Genomic DNA, 16040 nt, shown 5'->3' with positions numbered 1-16040 from the left:
GCAGTGGATCCGGTGGAGACGGTGCACCGGCTCGGCTCGGGGACTTTCCCGGGTGCCATCGGCGTTGTACGCGGGACGCATAATGTGGGGGACGAAGGAGGAAGCGTGACCGAAACGCGTAAGGCGATCCTGGCCGGTGGGTGCTTCTGGGGTATGCAGGAGCTGATCCGTAAGCAACCGGGGGTCCTCGGTACCCGGGTCGGGTACACCGGCGGGCGCAACGACCACCCCACCTACCGCAACCATCCCGGCCATGCCGAGGCGGTGGAGATCGTCTACGACCCGGCGCAGACCGACTACCGGGCGCTGCTGGAATTCTTCTTCCAGATCCACGACCCGACGACGAAGGATCGCCAGGGCAACGATATCGGCACCAGCTACCGCTCCGAGATCTTCTATCTCGACGACGAGCAGAAGCGGGTCGCGCTCGAAACGATCGCCGATGTCGAGGATTCCGGGCTGTGGCCGGGCAAGGTTGTCACCGAGATATCACCGGCGGTCGAGTTCTGGGAGGCCGAACCCGAGCACCAGGACTACCTGCAGACTTTCCCCAACGGTTACACCTGCCATTTCCCGCGACCCGGCTGGAAGCTGCCGCGGCGGACCTCGGCGTAGGTGGGGTCCGAGTTCCGGTGCCCGACCGGCAGATCCGCCGGTTTCCCGTGGAGTCGCGGGGGTAGGCATGCGCTGGGTAGTGTCGGGCGGGTGAGTAGGTGGACGCGCCGTAGGTTCCGCAGGATCGGCCGGATAGATCGCGCGGTGGGCGATACGGTGGCGGGACTGCCTGCCTCGAGGGCCGATGCGGGTCTGCTTCGTCTCACCTCGGGCGCCGATCACGGTGTGCTGTGGATGGCCTGTGCGGCGCTGCTGGCTTCCCAGGGTGGGTCGCCGCGGCGGGCTGCGGCGCGTGGGGTCGCCTCGGTGGCCGGTGCCAGCTTCGTGACGAACGTGGTGCTCAAATCCGTTTTCGCACGGCGGCGGCCGGCCGCCGAACTGATGCCCGCGCATCGGCGGCTGGCTCCGGCGCCGACCTCCTCGTCGTTTCCCTCAGGGCACAGTGCCAGCGCGGCCGCGTTCGCTACGGCGGTGGCGATGGAGAGCCCGCGTACCGCGCTGGTGGTGGGGCCGGTGGCGGCTGCCGTCGCCTATTCGCGAGTGCACACGGGTGTGCACTGGGGGTCGGATGTGCTGGTCGGCGCGGCCGTCGGCTCCGGGATCGCCTTGGCCACCCGGCGCTGGTGGCCGGTACGCGAATCCGACGAGGCGCAGGCGGGCATCGTCCCCGAAGTACCTGTTCTCGCGGACGGCAAGGGGTTGGTGGTGATGGTCAACCCGGTCTCCGGGGACGCGAACTACGACCCCACCGGCGATATCGCCGCAGCCATGCCCGCGGCGACGGTCCTGCGGACCCGTCCGGATATGGATTGCGCCGAGCAGCTGGAACAGGCCGTGGACGCGCAGCAGGGGCCGGTGCTGGCGGTCGGCGTGGCCGGGGGCGACGGCACCGTGGCGGCCGTGGCCGCATACGCGCTGCGCAAGGACCTGCCGCTGGTCGTGATCCCCACCGGCACGCTCAACCATTTCGCCCGCGATCTGGGTGTCTACGATCTGCGTGAAGTAATCGACGCGACCGGCGTCGGCGAGGCCGTGGCGGTCGATATCGCCGCCGTCGAGTACGGGGACGCAAACGGCACCCGCACAAGGCATCTGATCAACACCTTCAGCCTCGGGTCCTACCCGGACCTGGTCCGGTTGCGGGAGAAGTGGCAGAAGCGGTGGGGCAAATGGCCGGCCTTCGCCGCGGCGCTCGTGGTCACCTTGCGCCGCGCCGAACCCATCGAAATCTTCCTGGACGGGCGCTGGCAGCGGGTGTGGTTCCTGTTCGTCGGCAACGGCCCCTACCATCCGCACGGCGCGGTACCCGCGTTCCGGGACCGGCTCGATTCCGGTCTGCTGGATGTGCGCTGGCTGCGCGCCGATCTGCGGTGGTCGCGGACCCGCGCGGTGGTCGCGCTGGTATCGGCCGCGATCGGGCACAGCCGGGTGTACGGCGAACGCCAGCTGCCCGAGTTGCATGTGCATCTACCCGAGCCGGAGGCGCTCGCCGCCGACGGTGAGGTGATCGGCAGCGCGACCGATCTGCGTTTTTCCGTGGCCGGGCAACTGGCGGTCTACCGCCGGGACGAATCCAATCCGCTCTGGGCGAACCGCAGCCGCCCGCACCACCGTCGGGCCCCGTGGCTACCGGAGGTGTTCCGCGTCCCGGTGACCGGCCGCATCTCCCTGGCGATGCGCGGTCTCGGCGGTTCCGGGTAGGCCTACTGACCGCCGAAATCGAACATCCACGGGATGGAGAACCGGTCGGTCAGCATTCCGAACAGTTCGGTCCATTCCGTTTTGGCGAGATGCATATCGACGGTGCCGCCGACGGCGAGGGCATCGAACAGTCGCCGCGCCTCGTCCTGATCGCTGAGTTCGAGACATACCGTGAAGTTCGGGCGCGTGGAGACATCGACGGTCTGTCCGGGCGGGCAGTCCGAGCCCATCAGTATCTGTTCGACACCGTTGAGCGGCAGCGCCACATGCGCCACCAGGTTCTTGGCTTCGGCGGGCAGGTTCTCGGCCTCGCCCATATCGCCGAAGCGGATCAGCTGGAGGTCGCCGCCGAATACGGACTGATAGAAGGTGAACGCCTCCTCGGCGTTGCCGTTGAACATGAGGTACGGGTTGACGGATTTCATGCGGATCTCCTTCTCGGCTGGAATGCGGATATCGGAGGAACGCGGGGCTGGGCGTTGTGCACGACCTGGGCTGTCGCTTCGCCGGCAACCGTACTGCCGAGTCCGGATGCTGCACCGGAGGCCCAGATCACTGCCGAACCTAACTCCCGCTCGCCGATTCCGCAGCAGAACACCCCCATGTATTCCAGTTCGGTACGTGCGCCGCGTGGCGGGCTCGCCGAACTCAGCGGCGGTCCGCCCGCAACAGTCTTGACCAGGGCATACTCCTGGCGTACCCACCGAGGGCACCACGGGGAGGGCCGAACCCCGCGCGCCGGAGGCGCGCCGATAACCCAGAGGTTTCCATGGCGCTGACGCATCCGGCGCATTCGCCGGACAACGATCGTGACCGGGTCGCGGTGAACCCGGTCTTCACGCGGGAACCGCTCGAGGTACCGCGTAACCGGCTACCCACCGACGAAATCGACAGCGATACCGCCTACCAGATCGTGCACGACGAACTCCTGCTCGACGGTAATGCCCGGCTCAATCTGGCGACCTTCGTCACCACCTGGATGGAACCGGCGGCGCAGACGCTGATGAGTGAATGTTTCGACAAGAACATGATCGACAAGGACGAATATCCGCGCACTGCGGAACTCGAGCAGCGGTGTGTGCGGGTACTCGCCGATCTCTGGCATGCCGAGGATCCCGGCCGTGCCGTCGGCTGTTCCACCACCGGGTCGAGTGAGGCGTGCATGCTCGCCGGGTTGGCGTTGAAACGGCGGTGGCAGCAGCGGCGGCGCGTGGCCGGGCAACCGGCCGACCGGCCCAATCTGGTGATGGGCAGCAACGTCCAGGTGTGCTGGGAGAAGTTCGCCGAGTACTGGGATGTCGAAGCGCGGCTCGTGCCGATGTCGGGGGAGCGGTTTCATCTGACGGCCGACGAGGCGGCGGCGCACTGCGACGAGAACACCATCGGGGTGGTCGCGGTGCTCGGTTCCACGTTCGACGGCAGTTACGAACCGGTCGCCGAGATCTGCGCGGCACTGGACCGGCTGCGCGACGAACGCGGCTGGGATGTTCCAGTGCATGTGGACGGCGCGTCGGGCGCCATGTTCGCCCCGTTCTGCGATCCGGACCTGGAATGGGATTTCCGGCTGGCGCGGGTGGCCTCGATCAACACCTCGGGGCACAAATACGGGCTTGTCTACCCGGGTGTGGGCTGGGTGTTGTGGCGGAATGCCGCGGCGCTGCCGGACGAACTGGTGTTCCGGGTCAATTATCTGGGTGGCCAGATGCCGACTTTCGCGCTGAACTTCTCCCGGCCCGGCGCGCAGGTGGTGGCGCAGTACTACACCTTCCTGCGGCTCGGCCGTCGTGGTTACGAACGCGTGCAGGGCTACTCCCGGGAAGTAGCCGCGGCGCTCGCCGACCGGATCGCGCAGCTGGGCCCGTTCCGGCTGATCACCGATGGGCGCCAGCTCCCGGTCTTCGCCTTCACGCTGGCCCCGGAAGAGACCGGGTACTCGGTGTTCGATGTCTCCGCGGCGTTGCGTGAACAGGGCTGGCTGGTACCCGCCTACACGTTCCCGGCCGACCGGCAGGATCTGGCGGTGTTGCGCATCGTGGTCCGCAACGGTTTCAGCCATGACCTGGCGGATCTACTCGTCGGTGCGTTCGAACGGGCGTTACCGCGGCTGCGCGCTCAGCAGGCGCCGCAGCGGGGTGCGGAATCCGCGTCGTTCTCGCACGGTGCCGATATCGGTGTCCAGAGCGCGAACCCGGCGGCGGGCGACGGTCACTGAGCCCCGGCGGGGTGGACGCGGAGCCGATCGCCGGCTGCTCCGCGCCCACCAGGCAAGTGTCCGCTGAATGGTGAACCGTCGGTCAGGTCAGAAAGCGCTGCCGGTGCGCGGGAGGAACCAGGGCAGCGGCAGCCCCTGGCCGAAACCGTGGCCGAAACCGGGGCCGTGGTTCCAGCCGCGGTTCCAGCCGGGATGGCCGTGGCGGTGGCGGTTGCGGTGGCCGCGGTCCCACCCTGCGCCGTGGTCGTGCCGGCCGTTCCAGCTGTGGTCATGCCGGCCGTAACCGTGCCGACCGGGACGACTGACGTCTTCGGCCTCGCTGCTCGCCGTGACCGCCACCGGATCGGCCAGGGCCGGGACGGCGGCGACGGCCAGCGGTGCCGCCGCGATCACGGCGGTGGCGGCGATACGGGTGACGAAGCGTCGGGTGCGTGAACTACGGTGCATGGTTCGGTCCTCTATCGGTTTCCCGCCGCGGCGGGTGCTTCATGGGCAATCGCTCTGTGGGAAGCGCGATTTCGATAACCCGAACCATACCGTTAAACAACGGCACATTCAATAGGTGTCCGTTAATTCGTCTTACCGGCGGACAGTGGCTTCGGTGGATCGAGCCGTAGCACGCACCGGGTGCGACTGTAGATCGTCGGCATACATTCGTTGCAATGTACGCACGCCGATTCGGTGGCGGCATCGGATTGGATGCGCCGCAACAGATCCGGTTCACGCAGCAGTGCCCGGCCCATGGCGACGAACTCGAACCCCTCCGCCATCGCCAGCTGCATCGACTCCAGATCGGTGATACCCCCCAGCAGGACCAGCGGCATGGACAGTTCACGACGGAACTGCCGGGCCCGCTCGAGCAGATACGCCTTCTCGTAAGGATATTCGCGCAGGAAAGCCTTGCCGACCATCCGGAAACCCCACCGCGCCGGCGCCGGCAGTGTTTTCGCGAACTCCTTGCGCGGCGCCGCGCCGTGGAACAGCAGCATGGGGTTCAGCAGCGAACTGCCCGCGGTGAGCTCCAGTGCGTCGAGGGTGTCGTCGGCCTCCAGCCAGGAAGCCACCTGCAGCGACTCCGGGAGCGTGAAACCGCCCCGGATTCCGTCCTCCATATTCAGTTTCGCGGTCACCGCGACCCGGTCGCCGACTGCTTCGCGTACCGCGCGCGCGATTTCGCGGGCGAACCGGGCCCGGTTCTCGAGCGAACCGCCGTAGGCATCCTTGCGCCGGTTCAGTATCGGGCTCAGGAACGAACTCGCCAGATAGTTGTGCCCGAAATGGATTTCCACCGCGTCGAATCCGGATTCGACCGCAAGCTCGGCCGCATCGGCGTGGGCGGCGACGAGTTCGCCGATCTCGCCGATGGTCGGCACCTTCATCGGGGCCATGCCGAGCGGGCTGAAGAAGCGGCTCGGTGCCACCGCCGGTACGCGGTTGGACGCGGCATTGGCGACCGGGCCGGCGTGCCCGATCTGCGCGCCGGCCGCCGCGCCCTCGGCATGGACCGCATCGGTGAGCCGGCGCAGGCCGGGGACAGCTTCGGGACGCATATAGATCTGGTGCCGGTCGGTGCGCCCGCCGGGAGCGACCGCGCAATAGGCCACTGTGGTCATTGCGACCCCACCGGCGGCCACCTCGCGGTGGAATTCGATCAGATCGTCGGTGACCAGTGCGTCCGGGGTGCGCCCCTCGAAGGTTGCGGCCTTGATCACCCGGTTGCGCAGGGTGAGGGGGCCCAGGGTGGTGGGTGCGAATACGTCGGTCACCGAGTCTCCTTTATGGCTGATGCGTGCGGTTCGCGGAGGTCGCGGCGAGGGTGGCGATTTCGCCTCATCGGTTGTCTCCGGTCGGTGCGGTGAGCCCGGCGACGACGAAATCGCGCAGGGTTGCCGCGGTGTGCGGGGATAGGGGCCGGTCGTCGGCGGCGGCAGCGCCGAAACGCATGATGATCAGGTCGAAGGCGAGCATCCAGCGGTATCGGCTCTCGCGTTCGTCCACCTGCGGCAGCAGTCCGGACCAGGAATCGATGCGGAACCACTGCTGCTGCCAGTGCAGGACCTGCCGGCCGATAACGCACTGCGCGAGCAGGCGCAGATGGAGCCGGCCCAGTGGATCGGCCGCCAGGTCGGTGAACGGTGCGAGGATCGCGTCCACGATTTCGGCGACCGCGCGCGGTGCGGCGGTGGCCTCGGCCAGCCGGTCTGCCCACAGCGCGCCGAGCCGGTCCTCCAGCAGGGCCGCGAGCAGGGCCTCTTTGGAGCCGAAATGGTAGTGGACGGCCGCGGCGTTGGCGCCGGCCTCGGCGCAGATGCGGCGCACCGAGACCTCTTCGTAGCGTTCGGTCAGCAGCAGCCGTTCGGCTGCCGTGAGCAAGCGTTCCCGGGTGGCGGCCGAGACGTTCTGGGGCATACGCGTAGTGAACCACCGCACCGCATAAATTTCAATCAATGATTGAAATAATGATTGAAACACCTGGCTGACGTATGACCTGCCAGTCGTTACGCGATCGCAAACGCGGGGGCCGTCCGGGCCCGCCGCCGCTCCGGCCGATCCTGGTCTACTGGTCTACGCATGCCCGTGAGCGTCAGCGAAGCCCGTTCGATCCGACCGGTAAGGAGAACACGATGGCCATCGAGATTCGCGCGGTCACAGTCCTGGGCACCGGGGTGCTCGGCTCCCAGATCGCATTCCAGATCGCCTACTCCGGATACCCGGTGCAGGCCTACGACATCAGCGAGGCCGCCCTCGACGCGGCCTCCGACCGGCTCACCGGTCTCGCCGCCACCTACCGCGACGAGGTGATGGGCGCGACCGCCGAGCAGACCGAGCAGGCCCGCGCGCGCATCGCCCTCACCAGCGACCTCGCGGCCGCCGTTGCGGACGCCGACCTGGTGATCGAGGCCGTCCCCGAGGTACTGGACATCAAACGGCAGACCTATCAGAAGCTCGCCGCCGTGGCCCCCGACCACACGATCTTCGCCACGAATTCCTCCACCCTGCTGCCCAGCGATATGCGCGAGTTCACCGGCCGGCCGGACCGGTTCCTGGCCCTGCACTTCGCCAACCAGGTGTGGAAGTTCAACACCGCCGAGATCATGGGCACCGACCGGACCGAACAGCAGGTCTTCCGGGCGGTGGTCGACTTCGCGTCCTCGATCGGTATGGTGCCGATCGAGGTGCACAAGGAGAAGTCCGGCTATGTCCTGAACTCGCTGCTGGTGCCGTTCCTCAACTCGGCGATCGAACTCGCCGCCGGAGACTACGCCGAACCGGAAGCCGTCGACAAGACCTGGCGGATCGCCACCGGCGCCCCGATGGGCCCGTTCCAGATCCTCGACGTGATCGGGCTGAACACCCCGTACAACATCCTCGTGGCGGGCGAGGACACCCGCGAACTCGCCGCGTGGCTGAAGGACAACTACATCGACAAGGGCAAGCTCGGGGTGGCGACGGGCGAGGGCTTCTACAAGTACTCCTGAACCCTCGCTGGCGGGCGGGCCGTTGCCGAACGGTATTGCGACCAGCCGGCCCGCGAGGCAGGACCATCCGGTCCGCCGGGGCGAGAGATGGCGTCGCGCGGGTACCGGACCACCGGTAGATCGGCCTGCGTACCGGACCCACGGGCGAGAGGCCGATGAGCGCTCGTACACGGTCGGCGGGAGTTCAGCGCGATGGTGGTGCCTTTCCTACGCGGTCCGCTGACCGGCGGCCTCCGGGATCCACCGAACGGCGGGCCCGACAAGGGGCAGGGGTGCCGGCTTCGAGGGTGTCGTCGGAGTACCTGACCGTGGAATGCAAGGTGCAATCCCGGCCCTTCAAGGCCGGGACAGCGCATCAACAGCTTTGCGATCAGCGCCCACGCCCAAAGACTGAATGTCGGTAGCGGTTGTTACGGTGCGCGGGTGCAGCTTCGGTACAACTTCCGCGTCTATCCGACGCCGGGCCAGCGCATCGCGCTGGCACAGGCGTTCGGATGTGCGCGGGTGGTATACAACGATAACCTCTGCGCACGCGAACAAGCACATGCGGCCGGAGTGAAACTGTCGGATACCGAAATTCAGCGGCGGGTGGTCACCGAAGCCAAACGCACCCCGCAGCGGTCGTGGCTGGCCGGGGTGTCGTCGGTGGTGCTGGTGCAGGCCTGCCAAGACGCCCGTACTGCGTACCGGAACTGGTTCGACTCCCTGTCGGGCTCACGCAAAGGCCCGAAACTCGGCAATCCGCGGTTTCGGTCCCGGAAGGACAATCGGCAAACGATCCGGCTGACCCGTAAGGGTTTGCGCTGCGATCGAACGGCCGACTGTACGTGGCCAAGGTCGGGGGCCTGAGGGTTGCCTGGTCGCGGGAGTTGCCGTCGGAGCCGTCGTCGGTCACTGTTGTCAAGGATTCGGCGGGCAGGTATTTCGCGTCGTTCGTGGTCATGATCGACGATCGGGCCTTGCCCGAGGTCGATTCCGAGGTCGGTATCGACCTCGGTCTGGCGACATTCGCGGTCTTGTCGAACGGGCGCAAAATCTACAGTCCCAGGTTTCTGCGGCAGGCCGAACGACGATTGAAGAAGGCGCAACAGTCTCTGTCTCGCAAGGAGAAGGGTTCGCAGAATCGGGTGAAGGCCCGGATGAGGGTCGCCAAGGCGCACGCGAAGGTGGCCGATACGCGCAGGGATTTCGCGCACAAGCATTCCACGAAGATTATTCGCGAGAACCAAGCGGTATTCGTGGAGGACTTGAGCGTGCAGAGCCTCGCACGTACGAAGCTCGCGAAGTCGGTGCACGACGCGGGGTGGGCCATGTTCACCCGGATGCTGGAGGAGAAGGCTCGCCGGTACGGCCGCAGGTTCGGCAGGGTGGATCGCTGGTTTCCGTCGACCCGGATGTGTTCGGTGTGTGGGATGGTCGGGGACAGGAAGCCGTTGCAGGTGCGGGATTGGACGTGCGAATGCGGTGCTGTCCACGATCGCGACCTGAACGCAGCTCGTAATATTCTCGCCGCAGGGCTTGCGGAGAGTCGAAACGCTTGTGGAGGGGCGGTAAGTCCGGCCGCGTAGCGGGCGGCGTGCCTCGGTGAAGCAGGAACTCACCGGAGGACCATATGGTTCAGGAGGAATCCCGGCCGTTTACGTCCGGGAGGAAGTCAAGGTGTGCAGGTAGGGGATCGATCGTCGTCGATCGCAAGAGGGCGATACCCGGCCGGGACGACTGCTGGATCGAGGTTTCGGAGCCGGTCATCATCTAATCCGGCGACGGGGACCGCCCCGACCCCGGCCTCGGTGGCTTGTAATAGTGCGGAAGCCTCTTTGAGCCATTCGCAATCGACCAGCGTGGTCCGGACGACGATGCGGCGATCCATCCCAGCGCGACCGCCCTTCGGCCACTGCCGGACTCGCGAGTCCCCGGGCGGGAGTTCGTGTAACGCGTCCGGGTAATACGTTCTTTCGACGGCGCGCATTGCAGTGCACCCCGTGCGCCGGGTCCACCCCGGCAGCGGCGGGTAGGGCACCTGTACGACGGCATCTGTGCCTCGGTTGCTCACTTGACCCGGTGGCTCAGAATGTCCCGATATTGCGCATCGACCAGTACCAGCATCAGCTGGCATCGGGATGGTTCTTGGCGAGACCGTGCGCCATGAATTGCAGTACGGAGGTCTTGCCCGCCTTGGGTGGTGCGACCACCAGGGCACGTTGCCCCTTGTCGACCCGCATCACCAGACCGGTTACGCACGTAGCCATTTCATGCGTCTCGGTCTCGAGGCGTAGGCGGTCGTGCGGGTAGATGGGGACCAGGTCGGCGAGGTGTGGTCGCCGATTTCGTATTGGCGGGCGGCAATCCGTTGACGCTGTCGACTCGGACCAGCGGCGGCAGTTTGGCATTGTCGCGTTCGGGGCCCGAGGGTGCCGGTGAGAGTATCGCCGCGGCGGAGTCCGTACTCGCGGATCAGCCAGGGCGGGACATGGGCATCGCGCGGTCCGGGCAAATAGCCGTCGACGCGCAGCGAGCCGTGATTATCGGTGACGTCGAGGATTCCGGCGACCGATGCGCCACCGTCTTCGGTCGCGCGAGCCTGTCTGCGAATAGTGTTGTGTTGCATACGATTCCCCCCGGAGGTGAGGTTTCTGAAAGGGAACCGGCTCCGCGAATGCTGCACGCAAAGGCCAAAGTGGTGGCGTCGTTTGTGGGCGGAATCTGTCCGGACCGGACGCTGTACCGAGTCGACGGCATTCGAACACCGAGGTGGTGAATGCGGAGTCTTGTGGGAGGGAGTCGTCCACCTACATCCACAAGCTGAAGACTGGACCCACAGCAGCCGTTATTACCTACGACACGCAACAGGGCCGCGTTGTTCCCCGTGGCCGCCGCCGTCTCGCCGGGGGAAATTCGGTACGGGTGTGGCCGCTGTTCGACGGCGGTGTGGAAGGCACCCACACGACGATTTCGCGGCGCACATCTACTAGAGAATCGGCCGGCGAGGTCAGTAGCTTCGGGATCGGCTCACCCCGTTCTTCCGAGAGGTAGTTCATGATCCTGTTGACCGCGATGCCGCCGACCCGGAACCCGGGCGCCGTGCCGACCGCACCCTTGGTCCGGCTCCTCGCCGACGAGCTGACCCGCCGCGGTGCCGAGGTGCGGGTCCTGACTCCCGCGGCCGAAGCTCAGGACTGGCCCCGAAACGTGACCGTGCAGATCGGTGAGGTCACCGATCCGGCTGCGTTCGCCACGGCAGTGACCGGCGCCCAGCGCGTGTTCCTCGCCGGACTGGTCGGGGAATCCCTCGCCCCACTGCGGGACCTGGTCAACGCGCTGATCACCGCCGGATCCGGCCGGGTCGTCGTCCTCGGTTCGCACGGCTCCGATTTCGAGAAAGAGATATCAGGGGAGACCTGGCAGTGGTCGGCGTTCGAGCGCAGTCTGGACAAGCACGGAATCGGCTGGGCGTATCTGCGTCCCACCGCCTTGATGGCACATGCCCTCGTCGGCGGCTACCCGATTCCCGGGTCAGGTGTTGTGGAGAGCATCCGAACACGCACGCCGGTGCACGAGTACCTTCCGGATGCCCCGTATGCGTTCATCCACGAGCGAGATCTCGCGGAGATCGCAGCAACCGTCTTGCTGAACCCCGCCCACCGCGGAACCATCGACGTCAGCGGGATCACTGTCAGCACGGCCGAACGTATCAGCGTGCTCGAAACGGTGCTCGGCCTCGATGCGGAAGTCGTGGAGCTGTCCGCTGAGCAAGCGGCCGAACGCTGGCGGCGGGACGGATGGCCCGAGGACACGATCGCCGTGATGCTGTACGCCCTACCTGCTTTCGCCGCCCAGCCCGGCAACCCGCAGCTGCGCGCACAAGAAGATCACGCGCGAGCGCTGCTCGGCAGTGCACCTCGCACATTCGCTCAATGGGCAACAGAATTCGCCACTCGGACCATCGGTCACCGGCGCGTCTGAGTACGACCCTGCACCTCGGAAGGGCAAGGTACGAGTAGGCGACTCGACGGGGTCACTCTGCTTGTTCCTGGTGCCGTATTCCCGAGAAGTCGCGTGCTGCCTGCTCGTGGTCGACGATCCGGTCCGGGTAGCCGGCGACACCGTCGGCGTGCCATCGCCATGGGCGGTGGATATCGCGGCCGCGCAGGTGCGCGAGTTCCGGTACCCAGCGGCGCACATAGGCACCGTCCGGGTCGTAGCGGTCGGCCTGCCGCATCGGGTTGAGCACTCGGTTCGGCCTGGTATCGGCACCGGTGCCGGCCACCCACTGCCAGTTCAGCTGGTTGTTGGCCAGGTCGCCGTCGGCCAGCAATCCCAGGAAGTGCTGCGCGCCGCGCCGCCAATCCAGATACAGGGTTTTGGACAGGAAGCTCGCAGTGATCATCCGGGCCCGGTTGTGCATCCAGCCCTGCGCCGCGAGCTGCCGCATACCGGCGTCCACGATCGGATAGCCGGTCCGTCCGGCCTGCCATGCAGCCAGCGATACCGGGTCGGCGTGCCAGTGGTCGTTCCGGGTGCGGTAGTCGCGGTGGGCGGTTTCCGGGCGGGCCGCGAGCATTTGATGGTGGAAATCTCGCCAGGCCAACTGCCGTACGAAAGCGGCGGCGCCGGGCGCCGACAAGTCGCTGCGATGCACCAGTTCGGTTGCCGACAGGCAACCGAAGTGCAGATAGGGCGATAGCCGTGAGGTCGCGTCGCCGGCGAGATCGTCGTGACGATCGGCGTAGCCGCTGATACCCTCGCGAAACCAGTCCCGTGCGATGCGCCGTGCTGCGGATTCGCCGGCCTGCGTCGATTCCGGCGAAGGGCTGCCGGTCGTGAGATCCGTTGCAGCGGGCACTGGTTCGGTTCCGGCACCGTGCGGCAACCGGATGTGTTGCGGTACCGGCAACGGAGCGCGCACCGGGAGCTGGGCCCAGCGACGGTGATAGGGCGTGAAGACCGCGAAATGGTCTCGGCCGCCGCTGGGGGTGAGCCGGCCGGGCGCGGCCACGGTGATGCTGCCGGTATGGACGTGCAACCGGCAATCCGACTCCGCCAACTGCGTGCGCAGCCGATCTTCGCGGCGGCGGCTGTAGGCGCTGACATCTTCGGCGATATGTACTTCGCCGACCGAATACTGCCGGACCAATCGGCACACTTCACGCACCGTATCGCCGTGGCGCACCACCAGTTGCCCACCCGACCGGCGCAGTCCTTCGTCCAGGTCGGCCAGTGCGGTCACCAGGAATTCGGCCTTGTTCGGGGTGAGATAATCTGTGGCACATATTGTTTCGTCCACAACGAATACCGGCAGCATCTCCGCTGCCCGTGCGGCAGCGGCCAGGACGGGGTTGTCGTGAACACGCAGATCACGCGTGAACAATGCCATCGCCACCGCCATGAGCCACCACCCTGTCCTCGTCCGCCTCTTCGCTGCGTGCGAGGCCAACCGATCGGCGCCGCACATGAGTATTTCCGCGTCATCATCAGATACGTCCGAACGTTCGGTCCACCGAGATCGAACGCACGATTGACATCGGCGGGTAATTCGGCAGATCGCACGAGGTAGTAGAGAATATCGTTCACAGTCAGCCGACGTCGAGCACAGAAGGCTGGGCGGCGGGTGCGTCGCTCGCGCGTACATGCCGTTGCATCACTACGGTGGCAACGGCTACGACGATCATGACACCGCCGCTGATCCCCGCGTTGACGTGTAGTCCATGGGTGAACGCCTCGCGGGCGGACTCGAGTAGGTCCGCTTCTGCCCTGCCCGGCAGCTCTCCCGCCAGTTCGACAGCTCCGGCGAGGGTGTCCCGCGCGTTCTCGGTCGCCGCGGCCGGGACACCTGCCGGAATGGCGCCTGCCATCTCCGAACGGTAGACGGCGGTGCCGGCGCTGCCGATGACCGCAATGCCGAGGGCCATACCGAATTCGCCGCCGGTCTCCGACATCGCCGATGCGGCGCCGGCTTTCTCGGGCGGGGCGGAATCGACGACCAGGTCGGTGCTCAATGTCATCATCGGGCCGAGTCCGGCCCCGATGGCGATACTTCCGAGCATGAGCAGCAGAAGTCCCGACGAGGACGGAACCTGGGTCAGCGCCGCGTACCCCGCGGCGGCGACGGCGAGCCCGGCCCCGATGATGTACGCCGGGCGTACTCGGCGAGCCAGGGCCGGGCCCAGATTCGTCCCGACGATCAACCCGAGCGCACCGGGGATCATCCACATCCCGGCCGCGAAAGGCGACAGACCTTCCACCAACTGGAGGTACTGCGTGATGAACAGCTGAGTGCCCGCCATCGCCAGAATGCCCAGGGTCATCGTCAGCAGCGAAACACTGAAACCCGGCCTGGCGAACAGACCGAGATCCAGGAGCGGATCGGGCAGCCGCCGCTGCCGGAACACGAAGCAGGTGGCGAGCGCGATACCACCCGCCAGCACCAGGCCGGCCTGGCCCGTGAAGCCGTCCTGCGCCATCCGTTTTACTGCGTAGACGACCGCGAGGACAGCGGCGAGGGACATAGCAGCGCTGGTCAGGTCCAATCGGCCGGGGTCGGGATCGCGGGCCTCGGGCAGTAAGAGCGGGCCTGCTATGAGGAGAAGCAGCATGACCGGCACCGACAGCAGGAACACCGACCCCCACCAGAAGCGCTCCAGCAGTAGCCCACCGAACAGGGGGCCGAGGGTCGAGCCGACCGAGAAGCAGGTCATCCAGATGCCGATGGCGGCGGTGCGCTGGCGGGCATTCCGGAACATCGTGCTGATCAGCGAGAGGGTGGATGGCATCAGGGTGCCGCCCGCCAGCCCGAGCAGCGCACGTGCCACGATCAGCATCCCGGCAGTCGGCGCGAACGCTGCGGCCACCGAGGCGGCGCCGAACGCGCCCGCGCCGACGAGCAGCAGTTTGCGGCGGCCGATCCGGTCCCCTACGGCACCCAGCGTGATCAGCGATCCAGCGATCATGAACCCGTAGATGTCCAGGATCCAGAGCAGTTGGCTGCTATCGGGTCCGAGGTCGGCGCTCAGATGCGGTAAGGCCAGGTGCAGGACCGAATTGTTCAGGGCGATGAGCAGAGTAGGAAGAGCGAGCACCGCCAGCCCGACCCATTCGCGACGACCGGCAAGGGGAGCGGTGGTGAGAGAAGCGGTTGGATTCATCGGGGATCCAATGTTTCCGGTGCCTCCAATCGCCGGCTTCCTTCCTGCCGGCGACACGCGACACCAGAGGGCAGGTTAGGATAAACGCGCCGTCGGATCAACTCGGCGTGATCAACCCATTGCGGGTCACTGGCCCGATCGTTTCCGGGGACTCCACGCGGAATCCTCGGACGGAAGCCCGACCGCCAGGATTGCCAGCGGTTCATGTTCCGCGGGGACGACCGTTGGATCGAGGTCTTGGAGACGATCATCGTGGAATCCGGCTACGAGCGTGGCGCCGAGCCCGGTCTCGGTGGCTTGCAGGTAGATGTTCTGGCTGGCGTGGCCGGCTTCCAGCCAGACGTAGCGCTGTCCACGCCGGCCTGCGGGTGGTTGGTCGGCGAAATGACGGTTGGCCGAATCGATATCTCCTGTGAGAACCAATAGCGCAGCAGACTGCTTCAACCATTCGTGGTCGACAAGCGCCGTCTGAGCGACGGCGTCACGATGGTCACCGAGGGCAGTCAGGCGCAGGTGACCGGACTCGGCGTCGTAGGTGTACACCCCTGCTGCCAGGCCGTCGACATCGCCCGCCACAATCGACAGCGCCAGCGGGTACCGTGCATGCGCCGAGGGGCATACGCGGTGACCGTCGGCGGTGTGCCCCTGGGCCGCCCACAATATGGATGCCAAAGCATCCAGGCTCAGGGAACGGGCGGAGAAACTGCGAGTACTTCGCCGCCGCCACAGCAATGTCCTGAGCGGGCTCTGCTTTCCCGATGTCCCCAATGGAACCACGTGCTCGGTCATCAACCCACCCAATCATGGACCGCGCCGGGACGTACCGGTTTGCCGAGGCGATCCCGTCGACTCCGGCCGACGGTGTTCGGCCATCGCCACGGGTAGCACAGG

General features: G+C 66.6%; 16 protein-coding genes. 7 read left to right on the top strand and 9 right to left on the bottom strand.

Going from position 1 to position 16040, the window contains the following annotated elements; all coding sequences use genetic code 11:
- Nucleotides 1–153 precede the first annotated feature (153 nt).
- Nucleotides 154–615 (top strand): peptide-methionine (S)-S-oxide reductase MsrA, encoded by a 462-nt coding sequence (gene msrA, locus ACFWPH_RS29725; RefSeq protein WP_378755599.1) that lies wholly within the window; start codon nt 154–156, stop codon nt 613–615.
- A gap of 90 nt (nt 616–705) precedes the next feature.
- Nucleotides 706–2316 (top strand): bifunctional phosphatase PAP2/diacylglycerol kinase family protein, encoded by a 1611-nt coding sequence (locus tag ACFWPH_RS29720; RefSeq protein ID WP_378755501.1) that lies wholly within the window; start codon nt 706–708, stop codon nt 2314–2316.
- Nucleotides 2317–2318: 2 nt separating this feature from the next.
- On the opposite strand, the gene ACFWPH_RS29715 is transcribed toward ACFWPH_RS29720, so the two are convergent.
- Complete coding sequence (locus ACFWPH_RS29715; protein ID WP_378755499.1) at nt 2319–2741, bottom strand: VOC family protein; 423 nt, start codon at nt 2739–2741, stop codon at nt 2319–2321.
- Nucleotides 2742–3085: 344 nt separating this feature from the next.
- On the opposite strand from ACFWPH_RS29715, the gene ACFWPH_RS29710 reads away from it, so the two are divergent.
- Nucleotides 3086–4528, top strand: a complete 1443-nt coding sequence (locus ACFWPH_RS29710; RefSeq protein ID WP_378755498.1) for a glutamate decarboxylase — start codon at nt 3086–3088, stop codon at nt 4526–4528.
- An 87-nt stretch (nt 4529–4615) separates the two neighbouring features.
- Here ACFWPH_RS29710 and ACFWPH_RS29705 read toward each other — a convergent pair whose 3' ends face one another.
- From ACFWPH_RS29705 to ACFWPH_RS29695, 3 genes are all read right to left on the bottom strand, one after another.
- Nucleotides 4616–4975, bottom strand: a complete 360-nt coding sequence (locus ACFWPH_RS29705; protein WP_378755497.1) for a hypothetical protein — start codon at nt 4973–4975, stop codon at nt 4616–4618.
- Between the two features lie 122 nt (nt 4976–5097).
- The gene (locus ACFWPH_RS29700) at nt 5098–6294 is read right to left on the bottom strand and encodes an NADH:flavin oxidoreductase (RefSeq protein WP_378755496.1); all 1197 of its coding nucleotides are present in this window, start codon (nt 6292–6294) and stop codon (nt 5098–5100) included.
- A 64-nt stretch (nt 6295–6358) separates the two neighbouring features.
- Nucleotides 6359–6937, bottom strand: a complete 579-nt coding sequence (locus ACFWPH_RS29695) for a TetR/AcrR family transcriptional regulator (RefSeq protein ID WP_378755495.1) — start codon at nt 6935–6937, stop codon at nt 6359–6361.
- A 215-nt stretch (nt 6938–7152) separates the two neighbouring features.
- Between ACFWPH_RS29695 and ACFWPH_RS29690 the strand changes: the two genes are divergently transcribed.
- The 3 genes from ACFWPH_RS29690 to ACFWPH_RS29680 all read left to right on the top strand — a co-directional run bounded on the left by ACFWPH_RS29690 (nt 7153) and on the right by ACFWPH_RS29680 (nt 9575).
- Nucleotides 7153–8007 (top strand): 3-hydroxyacyl-CoA dehydrogenase, encoded by an 855-nt coding sequence (locus tag ACFWPH_RS29690; RefSeq protein ID WP_378755494.1) that lies wholly within the window; start codon nt 7153–7155, stop codon nt 8005–8007.
- Nucleotides 8008–8430: 423 nt separating this feature from the next.
- On the top strand, nt 8431–8856 hold the full coding sequence (locus ACFWPH_RS29685) for a helix-turn-helix domain-containing protein (RefSeq protein ID WP_378755493.1): 426 nt from the start codon (nt 8431–8433) through the stop codon (nt 8854–8856).
- On the top strand, nt 8835–9575 hold the full coding sequence (locus ACFWPH_RS29680) for an RNA-guided endonuclease InsQ/TnpB family protein (RefSeq protein ID WP_378755491.1): 741 nt from the start codon (nt 8835–8837) through the stop codon (nt 9573–9575). Before ACFWPH_RS29685 ends, ACFWPH_RS29680 begins: the two co-directional genes overlap by 22 nt.
- 537 nt (nt 9576–10112) lie before the next feature.
- Here ACFWPH_RS29680 and ACFWPH_RS29675 read toward each other — a convergent pair.
- Together ACFWPH_RS29675 and ACFWPH_RS29670 are read right to left on the bottom strand one after the other, a co-directional pair.
- Nucleotides 10113–10256 carry a hypothetical protein gene (locus tag ACFWPH_RS29675; protein ID WP_378755490.1) on the bottom strand — a complete coding sequence of 48 codons (144 nt, stop codon included), beginning with the start codon at nt 10254–10256 and terminating at the stop codon, nt 10113–10115.
- Entirely contained in the window at nt 10241–10615 is a 375-nt protein-coding gene (locus tag ACFWPH_RS29670; RefSeq protein ID WP_378755489.1) for a hypothetical protein, read from the bottom strand. Before ACFWPH_RS29670 ends, ACFWPH_RS29675 begins: the two co-directional genes overlap by 16 nt.
- Before the next feature lie 428 nt (nt 10616–11043).
- Between ACFWPH_RS29670 and ACFWPH_RS29665 the strand changes: the two genes are divergently transcribed.
- A complete protein-coding gene (locus tag ACFWPH_RS29665; RefSeq protein ID WP_378755488.1) occupies nt 11044–11970 on the top strand; it encodes an SDR family oxidoreductase in 927 nt (308 codons plus the stop codon).
- Between the two features lie 52 nt (nt 11971–12022).
- Here the strand turns inward: ACFWPH_RS29665 and ACFWPH_RS29660 are convergent, their stop codons facing one another.
- The 3 genes from ACFWPH_RS29660 to ACFWPH_RS29650 form a co-directional block, all read right to left on the bottom strand.
- Nucleotides 12023–13393 carry a cryptochrome/photolyase family protein gene (locus ACFWPH_RS29660; RefSeq protein ID WP_378755487.1) on the bottom strand — a complete coding sequence of 457 codons (1371 nt, stop codon included), beginning with the start codon at nt 13391–13393 and terminating at the stop codon, nt 12023–12025.
- A gap of 187 nt (nt 13394–13580) precedes the next feature.
- Entirely contained in the window at nt 13581–15149 is a 1569-nt protein-coding gene (locus ACFWPH_RS29655) for an MFS transporter (RefSeq protein ID WP_378755486.1), read from the bottom strand.
- A 126-nt stretch (nt 15150–15275) separates the two neighbouring features.
- Nucleotides 15276–15938 carry a SagB/ThcOx family dehydrogenase gene (locus ACFWPH_RS29650; RefSeq protein ID WP_378755484.1) on the bottom strand — a complete coding sequence of 221 codons (663 nt, stop codon included), beginning with the start codon at nt 15936–15938 and terminating at the stop codon, nt 15276–15278.
- Nucleotides 15939–16040: the final 102 nt, after the last annotated feature.

Source organism: Nocardia sp. NPDC058499 (assembly GCF_042719915.1).
In the GTDB taxonomy this organism is placed as follows: domain Bacteria; phylum Actinomycetota; class Actinomycetes; order Mycobacteriales; family Mycobacteriaceae; genus Nocardia.
This window is presented reverse-complemented; position numbering and strand designations above follow the sequence as displayed.